Below are 14,320 nucleotides of genomic sequence, written 5' to 3'. Positions count from 1 at the left end.
CAGTGATTCACAGTTGTATCACCCACTACTTGCGAATAATCTGCATAATGTAGATACTCTAACCACAGATCGCATAGATCAGGAATGTTCTCTAGATTCACAACGAAGGAGTTGTTCATGCCCCGAAGCACACAGAGACGCCGTCCGCTCGCAGCCGCCGCAATCCTGACCACGAGCGCCGTCGCGCTCGCCGGGTGCAGCCTCTTCGGCGCGCCTGCCGATCAGGGCCCTGGCGCGACCGGCGAGGTCACGCTCGCGATCGTCCCCGACCCGTCGGGCGCGAGCGCGCTCTACCGCAGCCAGATGGACCGCTGCGAGGCCGAGAACCCCGGCTTGACGGTCACCATCGTCGAGAACCCGGCCGACCAGCAGCTCAACGCGATCGAGCTCATGTTCCAGCAGGGCGACGGACCCGACGTCTTCCAGGCCCAGGGCCAGGCCGCGCTCGACCGGTTCTACACGAAGGGCTGGGTCGCCTCCCTCTCCGACTACGCCGACGAGGAGTTCACGAGCCGGTTCCCCGAGGGCAGCATCACCGACCCGGAGCGTTCCGGTCTCTACCGCGACGGCGACCTCGTGAGCGTCCCGCTCACGTGGGGCGGTTGGTCGTACGTGTCGCTTCTCGTCTACAACAAGGACGTGCTCGCCGCGTCCGGCTTCGACGAGGCGCCCGAGACGTGGGGCGAGCTCGATGAGATCGCGCGCAAGGTGACGGCCGACAACGGCGGCAGCGTGTACGGCTTCGCCCCGACGGCGGGCACGGCATCCGCCATCAACTGGATGCTCGGCACCGGCGCACCGGCGACGCTGTCGACCAACGGCGTCAACCTGCAGACGGGCGAGGCGGATGTCTCGAACCCCAACTTCGTCGCCCTCGTCGACATGCTCACCGCGATGCAGGCCGACGGCGTGCTCGAGCCCGGCTGGGAGAGCTGGGACGGCACGAAGGCGTTCCAGGAGATGGCGGCGGGCCGACTGGCGATGTACTCGACGGCGCCCTGGCACGTCGCCCAGATCCGCGCGCTCAACCCGGACCTCAACCTCGGCATCGTCGCCCCGCCTGTTCCGGACGGCGGGCGCGAGGCGTACAACGCGCAGCTCTCGTCGTTCGCCCCGCACTGGAGCATGTCGAGCGAGACCGAGAACCCGGATGCGGCCTGGCAGGTGCTCGAGTGCCTGGCCTCGGAGGAGTTCCAGGGCGAGTACTACGACACCTTCGGCACGCTCACCGCGATCGAGTCGGCGTGGCGCGACAAGCTCACCGACGACCAGTCGACGATCGTGAGCATCGCGGAGGACACCGTTCGCTTCGCCCCGAACCCGGCTCTGCTGAGCGAGGGCGGTGCGGCCATCTTCAACGCACTCGCCGGCCAGACGGGGCTCAACCCGGTCGCCGCGGCGGCGAACGCGATCATCCAGAACCAGCCGTTCGGACCGATCGCGGCCGACCTCGACGCTCAGATCGACGCTGCCATCGATGCGGTGCCCGGTGCGAGCCGCGACGACATCACGTTCGCCGATTGGGACCCGCTGAGCGACTGGGACGGCGAATAGGAGTGAGCAACGACACACTCACTGCGGGGCGACCGGCTGCCAGGGCCGGCCGCCCCGCGGGGCGCCTCGGGCGTCGGCGCCGCCGGGAGAACTGGCAGGCGTACCTCTTCCTGCTGCCGCTCGCCCTGCTGTTCGGCGGCTTCACCCTCTGGCCGATCGTCGCGAGCTACGTCTACGCCTTCTTCGACTGGGACGGCATCGGTCCGCTGACCCAGTGGATCGGGCTCGCGAACTTCGAGGAGGTGCTGCGGGATGCCGCGTTCTGGAACGCGTTCTGGCACTCGCTCGCCTTCTCGCTCGCCGCGCTGCTCATCGAGGCGCCGCTCGCGCTGCTGCTCGCGATCCTCCTAGACAGCGCCTTCCTGCGCGGCCGCAACCTCTACCGCCTGGCGTTCTTCCTCCCGGTCGTCGCGACGACGGCCGTCGTCGGCATCGTCATCGCGGTGCTCCTCGATCCCGTGAGCGGTGTGGTCAACCAGCTGATCACCGCGCTCGGCCTGCCTCGGGTGAACTTCCTCGGCAGCCCCGCGACCGCACTGCCGACCGTCATCGCTGCGGACATCTGGAAGGGCTTCGGCATCACGCTCATCTACTGGCTCGCCGCGCTGCAGACCGTGCCGCCGGAGCTCGGCGAGGCCGCGCGCCTCGACGGAGCCAAGCCACGGCAGCAGTTCTTCCACGTCACCCTCCCGGTACTCGCTCCGATGGCGATCGTCGTGCTGCTGCTCGTCTTCCAGCGCAGCCTCAACACGTTCGACATCGTGCAGGTCATGACGAAGGGCGGTCCTGTGTTCTCCACCGATGTCGTGCCGACCTACATCTACCGCATCGCGTTCAACCCGGAGATCCTGGCGTCGCGCTACGGCTTCGCGTCTGCGGCCGGCGTCGTGTTCGGCCTGCTGACGCTCGTGATCACCGTCGGGCAGGCCCTCGTGCTCCGTCTGCGCCGCGGGAAGGAGCTCTCGTGACCGCACTCGCCACGCCGCCCGTGGACGTCGCTCGCGCACTCGACGACGGAATCGCCCCCGGTGGCCCGAATCGGCCGAAGCCGAGGCGCCGCAGCTGGAGGATCCAGCTCTGGCACGTGCTGCTCATCCCGATCGCGTTCGCGTGGGTCTACCCGTTCCTCTGGATGGTTTCGACGGGGTTCAAGACGCAGGCGGACATGTACCGAAACGGTGCGAGCCTCATCCCGGAGGAGTTCACCCTCGAGAACTTCGTGCGCGCGTGGACCGTCGGGCGCTTCGGCGAGTACACACTCAACACCGTGGTGTTCTCGGTCGCTGTGGTCGTGCTCGTGGTGCTCGTGTCCGCTCCCGCGGGATGGGCCCTCAGCCGACCGGGGCTGCCGGGGCGCAAGATCATCCTCGGCGTGCTCGTGGTGACGATGTTCATCCCGAGCGGGTACACGATCATCCCGACCTTTGTGCTCGTCAACGCGCTCGGGCTGGCCAACGGCCTCTTCGGCGCCGCGCTCGCGCAAGCGGGTCCGTCGCTCGTGGTGCCGGTACTGCTCTACGTCGGCTTCTTCTCGCAGATCCCGAAGGAGCTCACCGAGGCGGCTCAGGTCGACGGCGCGGGCTACTTCCGCACGTTCTTCTCGGTCGTGCTGCCGCTCGCGAAACCCGTGACCGGGACGGTCGTGCTGATGAACTTCATCTTCTCGTGGAACGCGTTCTTCGTGCCGCTCATCTTCACCCTCGGCAATCCGTCGCTGCGCACGCTCGGCGTCGGGATGTATGGCTTCTTCGGCACGAACACGTCGGACTGGACGGGGCTCGCCGCAGCCGCGACGATCAGCGTCCTGCCGGTCGTCGTGATCTTCCTCTTCCTCCAGCGCTACTTCGTGGAGGGAATCGCGGGTGCGGTCAAGAGCTGAACCGCTCGCCGGTCGCGCGTTCGAGCAGGGCGAGTCGCCCCGGTGGGATGCCCGCGGCGAGCGCCTCCTCTGGGTGGACATGGCAGTCGGCGAGTTCCATGTCGGCCGGATCGTCAAAGGGGTCCTCACCTCGATGCTCGTCGTCGACGTCGGGCCGACCGTCGGCTTCGCCGCGCCGCTCCCCGAGCCCGGGCAGGGCTGGGTGTGCGCGGTCGGCCGCGACCTCGTGCACATCTCCGAGTCGGGCGCCTTGACTCCGATCGCGACGGGCGTCATCCCCGACGGCACGCAGTTCAACGATGGAGCGGCGGACGCGGCCGGTGTACTGTGGGCCGGTTCGCAGAGCCACGCGCGCGTGCCGGATGCCTGCCTCCTGACGCTCGACGAAGCCGGGGCGGTCCGCACCCGGCTGACCGGTGTCACGGTCTCGAACGGGCTCGGCTTCTCCGGCGACGGCTCGACGATGTACTACATCGACACTCTCCCGCACCGCCGGCTCGAGGCGATCGCCCTCGGGGGCGGCGAGCTGGGGGAGCGGAGCATCCTCGCCGCCATCGACGGCGGCAACCCCGACGGACTCGTGGTCGACGAGGAGGACGGGGTCTGGGTCGCCGTGTGGGACGCCGGCGAGGTGCGCCGGTTCGATGCCTCGGGGCGGGTCACGGATGTGGTCGAGCTGGACGCGCGCCGGCCCTCGGCCGTGTGCCTCGTCGGCGACCTCCTGGTCGTGACGACCGCGCGGGTCGGGCTCGAGCATCCGACATCGGATGATGGACGCGTCTTCGCAGCGCGAGTCGCCGTGCCGGGGCGACCGGCGAGCCCGTGGCGACCCCGACCGGACCTACTGGGCGCTCTCGAGCGATGATGACGAGTCTCGAGCACCTCGTGACCGTTGGCGAGACCATGGGCGCCGTCGTGCCCGATCCGGTGGGGCCGTTCGAGGCGGCGCAGGCCTTCCGCGTGCTCACGGCAGGAGCGGAGTCGAACGTCGCCGCGTGCGCGGTGCAGCTCGGGCTCTCGTCGTCGTGGGCGAGCAGGCTCGGCGACGACCCGGCCGGCCGCCGCGTGCTCGCGACGATCGCGGGCTACGGCGTCGACGTCTCCCGCGTGGAGCTGACGAGCGGGGCGCCGACCGGCCTGCTCCTCAAGGACCCCGGGCCGGATGCGACGCGCGTGCACTACTACCGCTCGGGCTCTGCGGCCTCTCGACTGTCGCTCGCCGACCTCGACGGACTTCTCGCCGATCTGCCCGCGGCAACCGCGCTGCACACCAGCGGGGTCACCGCGGCCCTGTCCGAGAGCTGCGCCGCACTCGTCGACCGCATCGTGGTGGGTCGCGCCACGGGGGCGGCGCTCGTCAGCATCGACGTTAACCACCGCCCCGCGCTGTGGGGCGGGCGCTCGGCGCCCGCGGAGCTGCACCGGCTCGCGGACGCGAGCGACGTGTGCTTCGTCGGCCTCGACGAGGCGTCCGCCCTGTGGGGCTCGGCGACGCCGGAGGCGGTGCGGCAGACCCTGCCGAACCCGCGTCTGCTCGTCGTCAAGGACGGCGCCGTGGGGGCGACGGTGTTCGAGGGCGACCGCCGGATCCGGGTCGCCGCGCTCGCGACCCTCGTGCGCGAGCCGGTCGGCGCGGGCGATGCCTTCGCGGGCGGCTTCCTCGCCGCGTACGCTCGCAGCGGCGACTCCCGCTTTGCCGCGCGGGTGGGGCACGTCTCGGCGGGAGCCGTGCTGCGCTCGTCCGACGATGTCGCGACGCAGCCCTCGCTCGAGTCCCTCGAGGAGCTCCTGGCGCTGTCGGACTCGCAGTGGACGGAGTGGGCGCAGACCCCGCCTAGCAGAGGAGAAGCCCTGTGATCGACTTCAGCGCCGAGTTCGAGCGCTCGCCGCTCATGCTCATCCTGCGCGGGCTGGGCGCGGAGCGCAGCCTCGAGCTCGCCTCCCGTGCGTGGGACGCCGGTATCGGCCTCGTCGAGATCCCGCTCCAGTCCGATCAGGATGCCGACGCCCTCGCCGCTCTCGTGCACGCGGGCGCCGCTCGCTCCCGCCTGGTCGGCGCGGGCACGATCGTCTCGACCGCCCTCGTCGATCGCGCGCGGTCCCTGGGCGCCGCCTTCACCGTCGCACCGGGGGTCGACGCCGAGGTCGCGCGGGCGTCGGCGGGCGCAGGGCTCGCCCACCTGCCCGGTGTGGCGACGGCGAGCGACATCCAGGCCGCCGTCGCGCTCGGCTGCTCGTGGGTGAAGATGTTCCCCGCGGCGCAGCTCGGGCCGGGCTGGGCGCGGGCGATGCGCGGGCCCTTCCCCGACGTGCGGATCGTCGCGACGGGCGGCATGAGCTCGGCGAACGCCGTCGAGTTCCTCGAGGCGGGGGTCGACGCCGTCGCCGTGGGTGCCGCCCTGGCCGATCCCGACGAGCTCGCCGCGCTCCGGGCGATCGCGGCGAGCCCGCGCTGGCTCAGAGCTTGAGGAATCGCGCCGCGCTCGCGCGGTGGAACGACGTGTTCGTGACATCCAGCCTCAGGTAGCCTCCGCTGCCGGCTGCGAACGAGTACGAGCCGAGGCTCACCCACGAGCCACCGCTCGTCGACTGGTTCACTGAGGCGGTCGAGTCTCCGGAGGCGTGGTGCACGGTGTACGAGGCCGAGGTCGTGGATCCCGAATTGGCGGGGAACCACACGAACACCTCATAGGTGCCGCTCGCCGGCAGGTCGGGTGTCCAGCGCACCGAGCCGCCCGTCACGCCGGTGGCGCTGTAGCGCGAGATGGTCTTCTCGAATCCAGGCAGGCCGCTCGAGATCCAGTGGCCGAGCTCGAAGTAGCGCGGGTACGGGCTATCGGCCGTGATGACGGTCGCGAGCGGATGATCGACCTGCACGTTCACCGCGACGGCGGCACCGCCGCTCGGGGTCGCCGTGAGCGAGTACGCCGCGTCCGGGGTGACTCCGCTGCCCGCGGTCGCGACCACGGTGATCTCCTGCTCCGATCGCGCGGGCACGGTGACGGAGGCGCTCGAAGCGGCGAGCGACCAGCCGCTCGGTGCTGCGAATGCGATCGACGGGGAGAGCGAGGCCGGCCCGCGGTTGAGCACGGCGATCGTCAGGGTCGTGGACTCGCCCGGCTTGACTCGAGCGGGTGACGCCGTCACGGCCGTCACGAGGACGGGCTGCAGCACCTCGATCGAGGTCGCCGTGACCCCGGCCGCGCCGCCCGTCCATGTGGCGGAGCCCGAGATGGTCGCGTTGCCGATCGTCGCGGAGGCCGAGGCCGTCACGTCGAAGGTCCAGTCGATCGAACCGCCAGCCGGCAGGGTGCTGGGTCCGGTCGCGTTTGCGACGCTCCACCCCGACGGCACGGTGAGCGAGAGCACCACCCCCGTGCGGTTCGTGGTACTCGACGACCGGATGCGCGCCCGCACGCTGAACGTGTCGCCCGGCGTCGTGCTGCCGGGGGCCGAGACCTCGCCCGAGTACGTCTGGCCCGTCGGTGTCACCGAGGTGATCGACGGGGGCAGCCTCAGGGTGCGCTGCGGCGAGGACGTCGTCGCGGTGCTCACCTGGTACGTGAAGGTGTCGGTCAGGCTCGAGAGCGGGATGGTCCACTCGTACGGGTAGGGCTTGGCGGGGGTGGTCTGGTTGGCGCCCCCGTTGATGGAGTAGGTCATGGTCGCGGCATCCTGCGAATCGGTTTGCACGTACGCGTCCATCCCCGAGCGGTCCGGCCGGACGATGAGCAGCGCCTTGGTCATCCCCAGCGGTCCCGACGGGTCGGCGTCGTCGAGCGAGTAGCTCACGGCGGAGCGGTCGACGGCGGTCGGCGTCCAGTGCCACGGGGCGGGCACCCCGGCGCCCCGCACGACGATCGACGTGATGCCGCCCGCGGGCACCGTCACCGTGAGGGAGCCGCCGGTCACGGACGTCGAGGTGCGGGACCCTGCGGCGTCGATGATCTCCGCGCTGTACGTCGACGACGGGCTGATGTCGGTGAGGTCCTCGTCGAAGGTGACAGTGGTGGTCACCGACGACGCGGACATGTTCGAGAGAGCGACGTAGAAGTCGTCGTCGCTGACGCCCGTGACCCAGTTGATCTGCGGATCGTCGACGGCGATGATGTCTGCGGGGAAGTGCGGCCACACGCCGGTCTCGCCGTAGAAGGTGCCGGGCTCCGCTCCGTAGAGGCGCACGCGGAAGTACACGAACGTGCTCTCAAACTGGCCGGGGAACGAGATCGCCCCTCCGGAGCGGAGGTAGCACTCGGAGAGCAGGAAGTCGATTGCGAGCTCGATCTGACCGGGGATGTGGTGGTAGTAGATCGCCGACAGTCTGGACGGGCCGGTAAGGGCGTAGTCCGGGGCGATGTGCCGGGCGACGAACTGCTTGTTGTAGTAGCCGGGGTAGTTGGTGAAGCGGCCGACGACCATGTTGCGCGCCACATCGCGGATGAAGGTGTCGGCGGTGTGGTGGGAGAGCCGCAGCAGGGCCGGCGCCCACATCGGATTGAGCACGTACCCGCCGCCGCCGTCGGTCGTGCTGTCGCCGAGTTTGAAGGTGATGAGCTGCTCGAACGTGAGCCCCGAGGTCGAGACGAGCCACTTTGGTACCGTCTCGGTCGAGACCGTGGTGTGCGGGTAGGACGGGTCGCCCGCGGCGCCCCACGCGTCGATGTGCTCGAGGTTCGGCGACCCCGGCGGGACCGAGACCGTGCCGGAGGGCACGGGCCGCACGGTCGTCTGCGTGATGAAGCGCTTGACCTCGGTGTACGCCGCCGCGAGCAGATCGGGGTCGCCGGTGTGCTCGAAGAGCATGAAGAGCTCGATCCACGACTTCGAGTAGGTGAAGGCGAACTGCAGCTCGGTGACGTTCGACGTGTAGGGGGTGTCGATGTTGTCGCGCGCGTAGCGCTTCGCGATCGCGGTGGCCTCGGCGAGCCGCGCGGGATCCCCACTCAGCTGCCACGCCTGCATGGCCGTGCTCCACGGGCTGCGGTAGTCGGGCTGGTACGCCGGGCGCGTGACGATGAGGTCCTTCGCGGCTCGATGCAGGCCGCCGTTCTGGCCCTTGGTGAGCTGCCACATCGGCACGAGCACGCTCGCGTCGTGGACGTAGCTGCCGAGGGCGTGCGTCGTGAGGCTCGTGTCGCCGTAGACGGGCGAGCCCGGAACGGGCGTGGTGCCCACGTTGCGCCGGGAGACCTGGTACTCGAGCATCGGCCGGGCGCGCTTGTCGTAGAAGCTCTGGTCCGCGGCGGTGGCTGTCAGGTAGAACGCGGACAGGAGGGCACTGGCGGTCGCAGCGCGCACGGACTGGTTGTTTTCGAGGTCGATGAACCCCTTTGCCCGGCTCCACCACCCGGAGAAGGACGGCACGTAGTCCTCGCTGTCGTCGCTCGCCGGATCAATCGCGGCGAGGGCCATCATGTTGTGCACGGCGTCAGTGAGCGAGGTGTCGTAGACGTTCTCGCGGTACGACGTCAGCCCGTACTGGTCGCGGCAGATGTCGACGTAGGCCTCGTAGAGCGGCCCCACCATCGCGGCGACGCCGAAGGCGTACGCGGATGAGGTGCTCGCGGTCATCACCGAGCGCAGTCCCGCTTGCGGCGCGTAGACGACGGGCTGGATGTCTCCGGTGTCGTTGCGCAGACTCATCCCGAACGGCTGCCGGTCGCTGCCGAGGGCGCGGTCGTGCTCGAACGCGAGGACGTCCCCTGGGATGTACACGCCGACCGTGATCTGCTGGGAGGAGATCGTGCGCTCCGTCAGCGACATCGGGGCGAAGAGCTCCCACGCGCCGAGCGAGGTCGTGCTCTTGACGGTGCGCGCGTGCTGGAGCGATCCGCACAGTACTTCGTCGACATCGGCCAGGCCGACGATCGGCATCGACTGGTAGCCGACGACGTAGTGCTGGGTCTGCAGCGCCGTGATCTCGTACTGCACCTCGACGTAGTCGCCGTCGATCACCCAGCGCACCACGAGGGAGTAGTCGGCACCGTCGGTCGCGGTGAGCTCCACCGTCGTAGAGGAGAGCTGGCTGATGGTCTGCAGGGCGACCCAGTGCGGGTCGGCCGCCGCGTAGTAGTAGTCGGCGGATGCCGCATCCGTGCTCGTGAGCACGACCCACTGCTCGTCGAACCGGGCGTCGACGCCGGAGACGGTGACCCACGCCGCCCCGTTCCAGACCTCGAGGTCGCGCACGTGGGCGGCCCCGCCGTCCCACGTCGCGGAGTAGAAGGTGACCCGATGATGCGCGCCCGTGAGCTGGGCGACCTGCTGGAAGTCCAGATCGGGCTTCTCCAGCCGGCGCAGAGCGTCCGAGGGGACGAACGGGTCGGTGTCGCGCAGCGCGGCGACGGCCGGCTGGTCGTAGGCCCCGAGGACCTGGGGGAGCACCCCCGTTGCGAGCATGAGGCCGATCATGGAGCGACGGCTGAAGGGCGGAAGAACTGGGTCTCTACGTTGAGCGTCATCAGTCATATAGTAGATTTGACATGAACGATCTAGATTGTCAACCCTTTAAATGTTACATACATCCACAGCAGCGGGATGGCTACAGTGAGACCGCAGAGAGGCGGGCATGAGCACTCAGAACGGATCCGGGGGCACCCCGCTCGTCATCTCGCGCGTGGAGACCTTCGTGCTGCGGCTGGATGCAGACGGGCATCCCACCTCCGCACGGCCCATGTATCGCACGATCTTCGACCGCGGGACCCTCTACGCGGACCTCACCGAGACGGTCCTCGTCCGAGTCGAGACCGAGGACGGCGCGGTGGGGTGGGGCGAGTCCCTGGCACCCGTGGGCCCCCGGGTGACCGCAGCCGTCATCGACGACGTGCTGAGCCCGATCATCCTGGGGCAGGACGCGGGACGCACGCGGTGGCTGCATTCCCGGATGCAGGAGTCGATGCGCGAGCGCGGGCACCTCACCGGGTTCCAGGCGGACGGTATCGCGGGCGTCGACATCGCCCTGTGGGATCTCGTCGGCCGCGCCCGCGGGCTGTCGGTCTCCGCCCTGCTCGGCGGGGCCTTCCGCACCGAGATCCCCACCTACGTCAGCAGCATCGCCGGCGACACCATTGAGGAGCGCGCCGAGACCATCCAGCAGCTGCGGGATGCCGGTGCCCGGCGCTTCAAGCTCCACCTCGGCCACGGCGTGCGCGACGACCTCGCCGCGTTCGACCGGATCCGCGAGCTCGTGCCGGACGTCGAGCTCGCCGTCGACGTTCACGGCGTCTACTCGCTACCGCAAGCCCTCGATCTCGCTCGCGGCCTGTTCGAGAGGCATGCCTGGTTCCTCGAGTCCGCGCTGCCGCCTGAGAACCTCGACGACTTCGCCCGCCTCGCGGATGCCGCCGACATCGCGCTCGCGGCGGGGGAGGCCATGCGCAACCGCTTCGAGGCGGCGGCCTGGATCGCCCGCGATGCCGTGCACATCTACCAGCCGGACGTCGGTCGGACCGGCATCAGCGAGGCCTGGACGATCGCCGCGATGGCCAACGCGGCCTCCCGTCCCGTCATGCCGCACCACTCGCTCGCGCTCGGCCCCGCCCTCGCCGCGGGCATGCACATCGCGGCGACGACGCAGCTCATGCCCTCGTTCGAGTACCAGATCGGCGCCGTGCACAATGCCAACGGGCTCCTCGCGTGTCCGCTCGACGTGAGCGCTGGCCACATGGTCTTGCCGGCGGGAGCGGGACTCGGCATCGAGGTGCTCGAGGACGAGATCCGCGCTGCCGCGCTCGGGACGCGCTAGTGCCGCGCGGGTTCACGGTCGGCGCGTACGCCGCCGCCGGCGAGCTGCCTCCTGCGGACGAGCCGCGGTGGTACGAGCTCCTCGGCCGGCTCGAGGGCGTGGGGGGAATCGAGGCGCCGTACCGCCGGGGCGAGCATCCGGACCGCCTGGCCGGCCTCCTGCCGAGCGGCTGGCACGTCGTCGTCACGCTGCTGCCGCTCACCTTCACGATCGGGAAGACCGACAGCCGGTACGGGCTCGCATCCGCCGATGCCGCCGCGCGCGAGGCCGCTCTCGAGGACGCGCGGCGGGCGCGCGAGAGCATCCTGCGCCTCCATGACGCGCTCGGCCGGAGCGCGGTCTGCGCGGTGCAGTTGCACTCCGCGCCCTCGCGGCGCGAACCGGGAGCGTCGGATGCCGCGTCTCTCGCCTCGTCGCTCTCCTCGCTCGCTGCGCTCGACTGGGATGGCGCGGCTCTCGTCGTCGAGCACTGCGATGCGGCGGTGCCCGGCGGGACGTGGCAGAAGGGCTACCTCTCCCTCGCCGACGAGATTGTCGCGGTTCGCGCGGCGGGCGGCCGGGATGCGCGTCTCGGGTTGAGCGTCAACTGGGGGCGCTCCGCGATCGAGGGCCGCTCCGCGCGCACCCCCGTCGAGCACGTGCGCGAGATCCAGGATGTCGGGCTGCTCCGCGGGATGATGCTCTCAGGAGCTGCGGCGACGGACGGCCCCTTCGGCGATGCCTGGCGCGACGTGCACAACCCGGTGGCCGCGGTTGACGGGCACTCCCTGCTCGACGACGACGCGATCGCTCGGTCGCTCGACGCGATCGACGGCCTCGAGTCCCTCGACTTCGTGGGGGCGAAGGTCAAGGCGGCGCCCGGAGCGGTCGCCCTCGAGGAGCGGCTTGCCGGCGTCGAGGCCACCGTCGCGGCGCTCGCCGGCGCCGCCGATCGGCGCGTTCAGCCGATCGCGTAGTCGACGGCCACGAGCTCGAAGAGCTCGACCGTCGTCTCGATGCGCACGACGCCGCCCTCGCCCGAGAACGCCAGCGGCGTCCCGTCGACCGCCCGGGACACCCGCGTCGCGCGGACACCGCCCGGGAGGCGGTACTCGATTGAGAGCGGGAGCTGCGGCGACGGCGCGTCCGTTCGGTAGACGAGCGCCGCGATGAGAGCGCGGGATCGCTCGGGCTGCTCGAACGCGGTGAGCCAGATGTCGGGGTGCGCGGTGGCTCGCACGCGGGCATCCTCACCGAGCAGTCTCTCGACCGCGCCGACGAAGACGCGCCACTCCGACTCCGAGCGGCCGCGCTCGACCGGGGCGACCGCGTAGATCGAGCGGCCGTCGCCGAACTGGTTCTCGACGATCGTCGCTTCCTCGCGCTCCTCCCATGGCGGCGACGAGTGGATGCTCGCGAAGTCGTGCCCCGCCATCGAGCCGCGCGACGGATAGGCGTACGGCAGCGTGAGCGTCGCGATGGCCCTGCCCGTCGTCGCCGTGACGCGGGGCAGGCCGAGAGTCGCATCGGCGTAGTCCGCGCCGACCCACCCCGGGCGGAAGCCGTGGCTCAGGTGGTGCTCCGGCGCGACGGCGTCGCGCAGCCAGTCGACTCGGGGCGCGAGGTAGAAGCCGTCGCCGCTCTCGTGGCCCTCGAGCCGCACACCGAAGACGTCGGAGAGGCCGAGGTCGTCGAGCGGCGCGGCGGTCGTGTCGAGCAGGGAGGTGCGGCCGCTCGCGTAGATCCGGCCGCCGCCGGCCACGAAGGCCCGGACGAGGTCGCGTTCGGGCTCGCTCATCCGGATGACGTCGGGCAGCACCAGCACGGAGTACTCGCCGATCCGGCTCAAGCCGTCGTGCGTGAGCACCGCGAACGGGATGTGGGCGCGCTGGAGGGCGGCTGCGGCCGCGGACACGGCACGGATGTGGGGCAGGTCGGCCTTGCGCGTGGCGTCCCCGTCCACGATCGTGGCCTCCGCGACGGCGCGACCGGAGTCGGGCGGGTAGATGCAGGAGTCGTCGGAGTAGTAGATCGCGACGTCGGCGACCGGGGTGCCGCCGAGCTGCACCTCGACCTCCTCGACGTGAGCGAACACCCGGGAGAGCCTCTCGTAGACCTCGGGGTTGACGGTGCCGCGCGGATCAATCGCATCGATAAAGAGGAACGCGCCGTTGTGGGCGATGGTTGCGAGGGCTTCGACCGTCATCGTGAGCTCCGACTTGAGGTCGACGTGGTTGGCGAGGTCGGAGGTGCGCGTCGTCATGAACTCGGCGGGTTGGCGCTGGCCGAGGTGCTGCATGATCTTCGACACGAGGAGCTGCTCGTCGCGACCTCCGTAGATGTCGCCCGCCGCGAAGGCGTCGATCGTGCTGAAATCGGTCCGCAGCCCCGAGTACCAGCCGTGGGTCGCAGCGCCGAAGTTGTGCACGACGTCGATGCGCGGTCGCGCCCGCTGAGCGGTCTCGTGAAGGAACACGATGAACTCCCTCAGCCACCGCTCGCGGGCAGCTTGAAACGCGACCCATTCCGCGTCACGCCAGTCGAGTCGCTCGGGGATCTCGAAGCCGAGCTCGGTACGGCTGCGCTCGCTGCAGACCACGCACACGCACACCGCGTTCCAGAACGTCATGTCGAGCCAGAGCACATCGACGTCGTAGCGCTCCAGCAGGGCGGTGATCTGGGTGCGCTCGTACTCGCGGTAGTCAGGGTTGTTGGGGCAGGCGGTGCCGTAGCGCGGACCGTGCCACGGTGCGGCGACCCCGATTCGCGTGGATGCTGGGACGGTCGACCACTCGGGGTGCGTCTCGATCGCCCAGTTGTCGAAGACGGTCGTGTGGTACAGCCCGGCCGCGATGTCGCGATCGCGGAGGGCGGAGAGCATCTCGGCCACGAGGTCGCGATCGCGCGCGGCCCGGTGCACGGAGCCGACGGGCGCGGGCCAGCTGTTGAGACCGAGGTGCGACTTGCCGTAGACGAGCACCGCCGCGACACCCGCGCGCGCGTACTGGTCGGCGAGCGACGCCGGGTCGTACTCGGAGAGGAACGCCGGGTCCCAGTCGGGGATGTGCATGTCGAGGAGCATGCGTCGTCGCGTTGTCGCGTATGGCTGGGTCATTGGATCCTTTCCAGCCGTCAGACTAGCAAAGCTCGTGAACATTATGGGT

At 70.1% G+C, this 14,320-nt stretch carries 10 protein-coding genes; 8 read left to right on the top strand and 2 right to left on the bottom strand.

The features are described 5' to 3' along the window. Nucleotides 1–117 precede the first annotated feature (117 nt). Genes PYV02_RS03550 through PYV02_RS03525 form a run of 6 tightly spaced genes read left to right on the top strand, consistent with a single transcriptional unit; the run spans nt 118 to nt 5,901 of the window. A complete protein-coding gene (locus PYV02_RS03550) occupies nt 118–1,554 on the top strand; it encodes an ABC transporter substrate-binding protein (RefSeq protein ID WP_275756259.1) in 1,437 nt (478 codons plus the stop codon). Between the two features lie 2 nt (nt 1,555–1,556). After that, the gene (locus PYV02_RS03545; protein ID WP_275756257.1) at nt 1,557–2,522 is read left to right on the top strand and encodes a carbohydrate ABC transporter permease; all 966 of its coding nucleotides are present in this window, start codon (nt 1,557–1,559) and stop codon (nt 2,520–2,522) included. Beyond that, entirely contained in the window at nt 2,519–3,433 is a 915-nt protein-coding gene (locus PYV02_RS03540) for a carbohydrate ABC transporter permease (protein ID WP_275756255.1), read from the top strand. Before PYV02_RS03545 ends, PYV02_RS03540 begins: the two co-directional genes overlap by 4 nt. Further along, nucleotides 3,417–4,298, top strand: coding sequence for an SMP-30/gluconolactonase/LRE family protein (locus tag PYV02_RS03535; RefSeq protein WP_275756253.1), 882 nt, complete (start codon nt 3,417–3,419; stop codon nt 4,296–4,298). Before PYV02_RS03540 ends, PYV02_RS03535 begins: the two co-directional genes overlap by 17 nt. After that, entirely contained in the window at nt 4,295–5,290 is a 996-nt protein-coding gene (locus PYV02_RS03530) for a sugar kinase (protein ID WP_275756251.1), read from the top strand. Before PYV02_RS03535 ends, PYV02_RS03530 begins: the two co-directional genes overlap by 4 nt. Beyond that, on the top strand, nt 5,287–5,901 hold the full coding sequence (locus PYV02_RS03525; RefSeq protein WP_275756250.1) for a bifunctional 4-hydroxy-2-oxoglutarate aldolase/2-dehydro-3-deoxy-phosphogluconate aldolase: 615 nt from the start codon (nt 5,287–5,289) through the stop codon (nt 5,899–5,901). Before PYV02_RS03530 ends, PYV02_RS03525 begins: the two co-directional genes overlap by 4 nt. Here the strand turns inward: PYV02_RS03525 and PYV02_RS03520 are convergent. Beyond that, entirely contained in the window at nt 5,891–9,844 is a 3,954-nt protein-coding gene (locus PYV02_RS03520) for a golvesin C-terminal-like domain-containing protein (protein WP_275756249.1), read from the bottom strand. The two genes, PYV02_RS03525 and PYV02_RS03520, sit on opposite strands and share 11 nt — an antisense overlap. 157 nt (nt 9,845–10,001) lie before the next feature. On the opposite strand from PYV02_RS03520, the gene PYV02_RS03515 reads away from it, so the two are divergent. Next, complete coding sequence (locus tag PYV02_RS03515; RefSeq protein WP_275756248.1) at nt 10,002–11,177, top strand: mandelate racemase/muconate lactonizing enzyme family protein; 1,176 nt, start codon at nt 10,002–10,004, stop codon at nt 11,175–11,177. Then, nucleotides 11,177–12,133, top strand: coding sequence for a DUF4862 family protein (locus PYV02_RS03510; protein ID WP_275756247.1), 957 nt, complete (start codon nt 11,177–11,179; stop codon nt 12,131–12,133). Before PYV02_RS03515 ends, PYV02_RS03510 begins: the two co-directional genes overlap by 1 nt. On the opposite strand, the gene PYV02_RS03505 is transcribed toward PYV02_RS03510, so the two are convergent. Beyond that, a complete protein-coding gene (locus tag PYV02_RS03505; protein WP_275756246.1) occupies nt 12,118–14,238 on the bottom strand; it encodes an alpha-L-fucosidase in 2,121 nt (706 codons plus the stop codon). The two genes, PYV02_RS03510 and PYV02_RS03505, sit on opposite strands and share 16 nt — an antisense overlap. Nucleotides 14,239–14,320: the final 82 nt, after the last annotated feature.

Source organism: Antiquaquibacter metalliresistens (assembly GCF_029211225.1).
Taxonomy (GTDB): Bacteria; Actinomycetota; Actinomycetes; order Actinomycetales; family Microbacteriaceae; genus Rhodoglobus; species Rhodoglobus metalliresistens.
This window is presented reverse-complemented; position numbering and strand designations above follow the sequence as displayed.

Coding starts and splice junctions, on each gene's coding strand:
- PYV02_RS03505 (WP_275756246.1), bottom strand. CDS start 14,238: ATGCTCCTCGACATGCACATCCCCGACTGGGACCCGGCGTTCCTCTCC.
- PYV02_RS03550 (WP_275756259.1), top strand. CDS start 118: ATGCCCCGAAGCACACAGAGACGCCGTCCGCTCGCAGCCGCCGCAATC.
- PYV02_RS03515 (WP_275756248.1), top strand. CDS start 10,002: ATGAGCACTCAGAACGGATCCGGGGGCACCCCGCTCGTCATCTCGCGC.
- PYV02_RS03520 (WP_275756249.1), bottom strand. CDS start 9,844: ATGATCGGCCTCATGCTCGCAACGGGGGTGCTCCCCCAGGTCCTCGGG.
- PYV02_RS03530 (WP_275756251.1), top strand. CDS start 4,295: ATGATGACGAGTCTCGAGCACCTCGTGACCGTTGGCGAGACCATGGGC.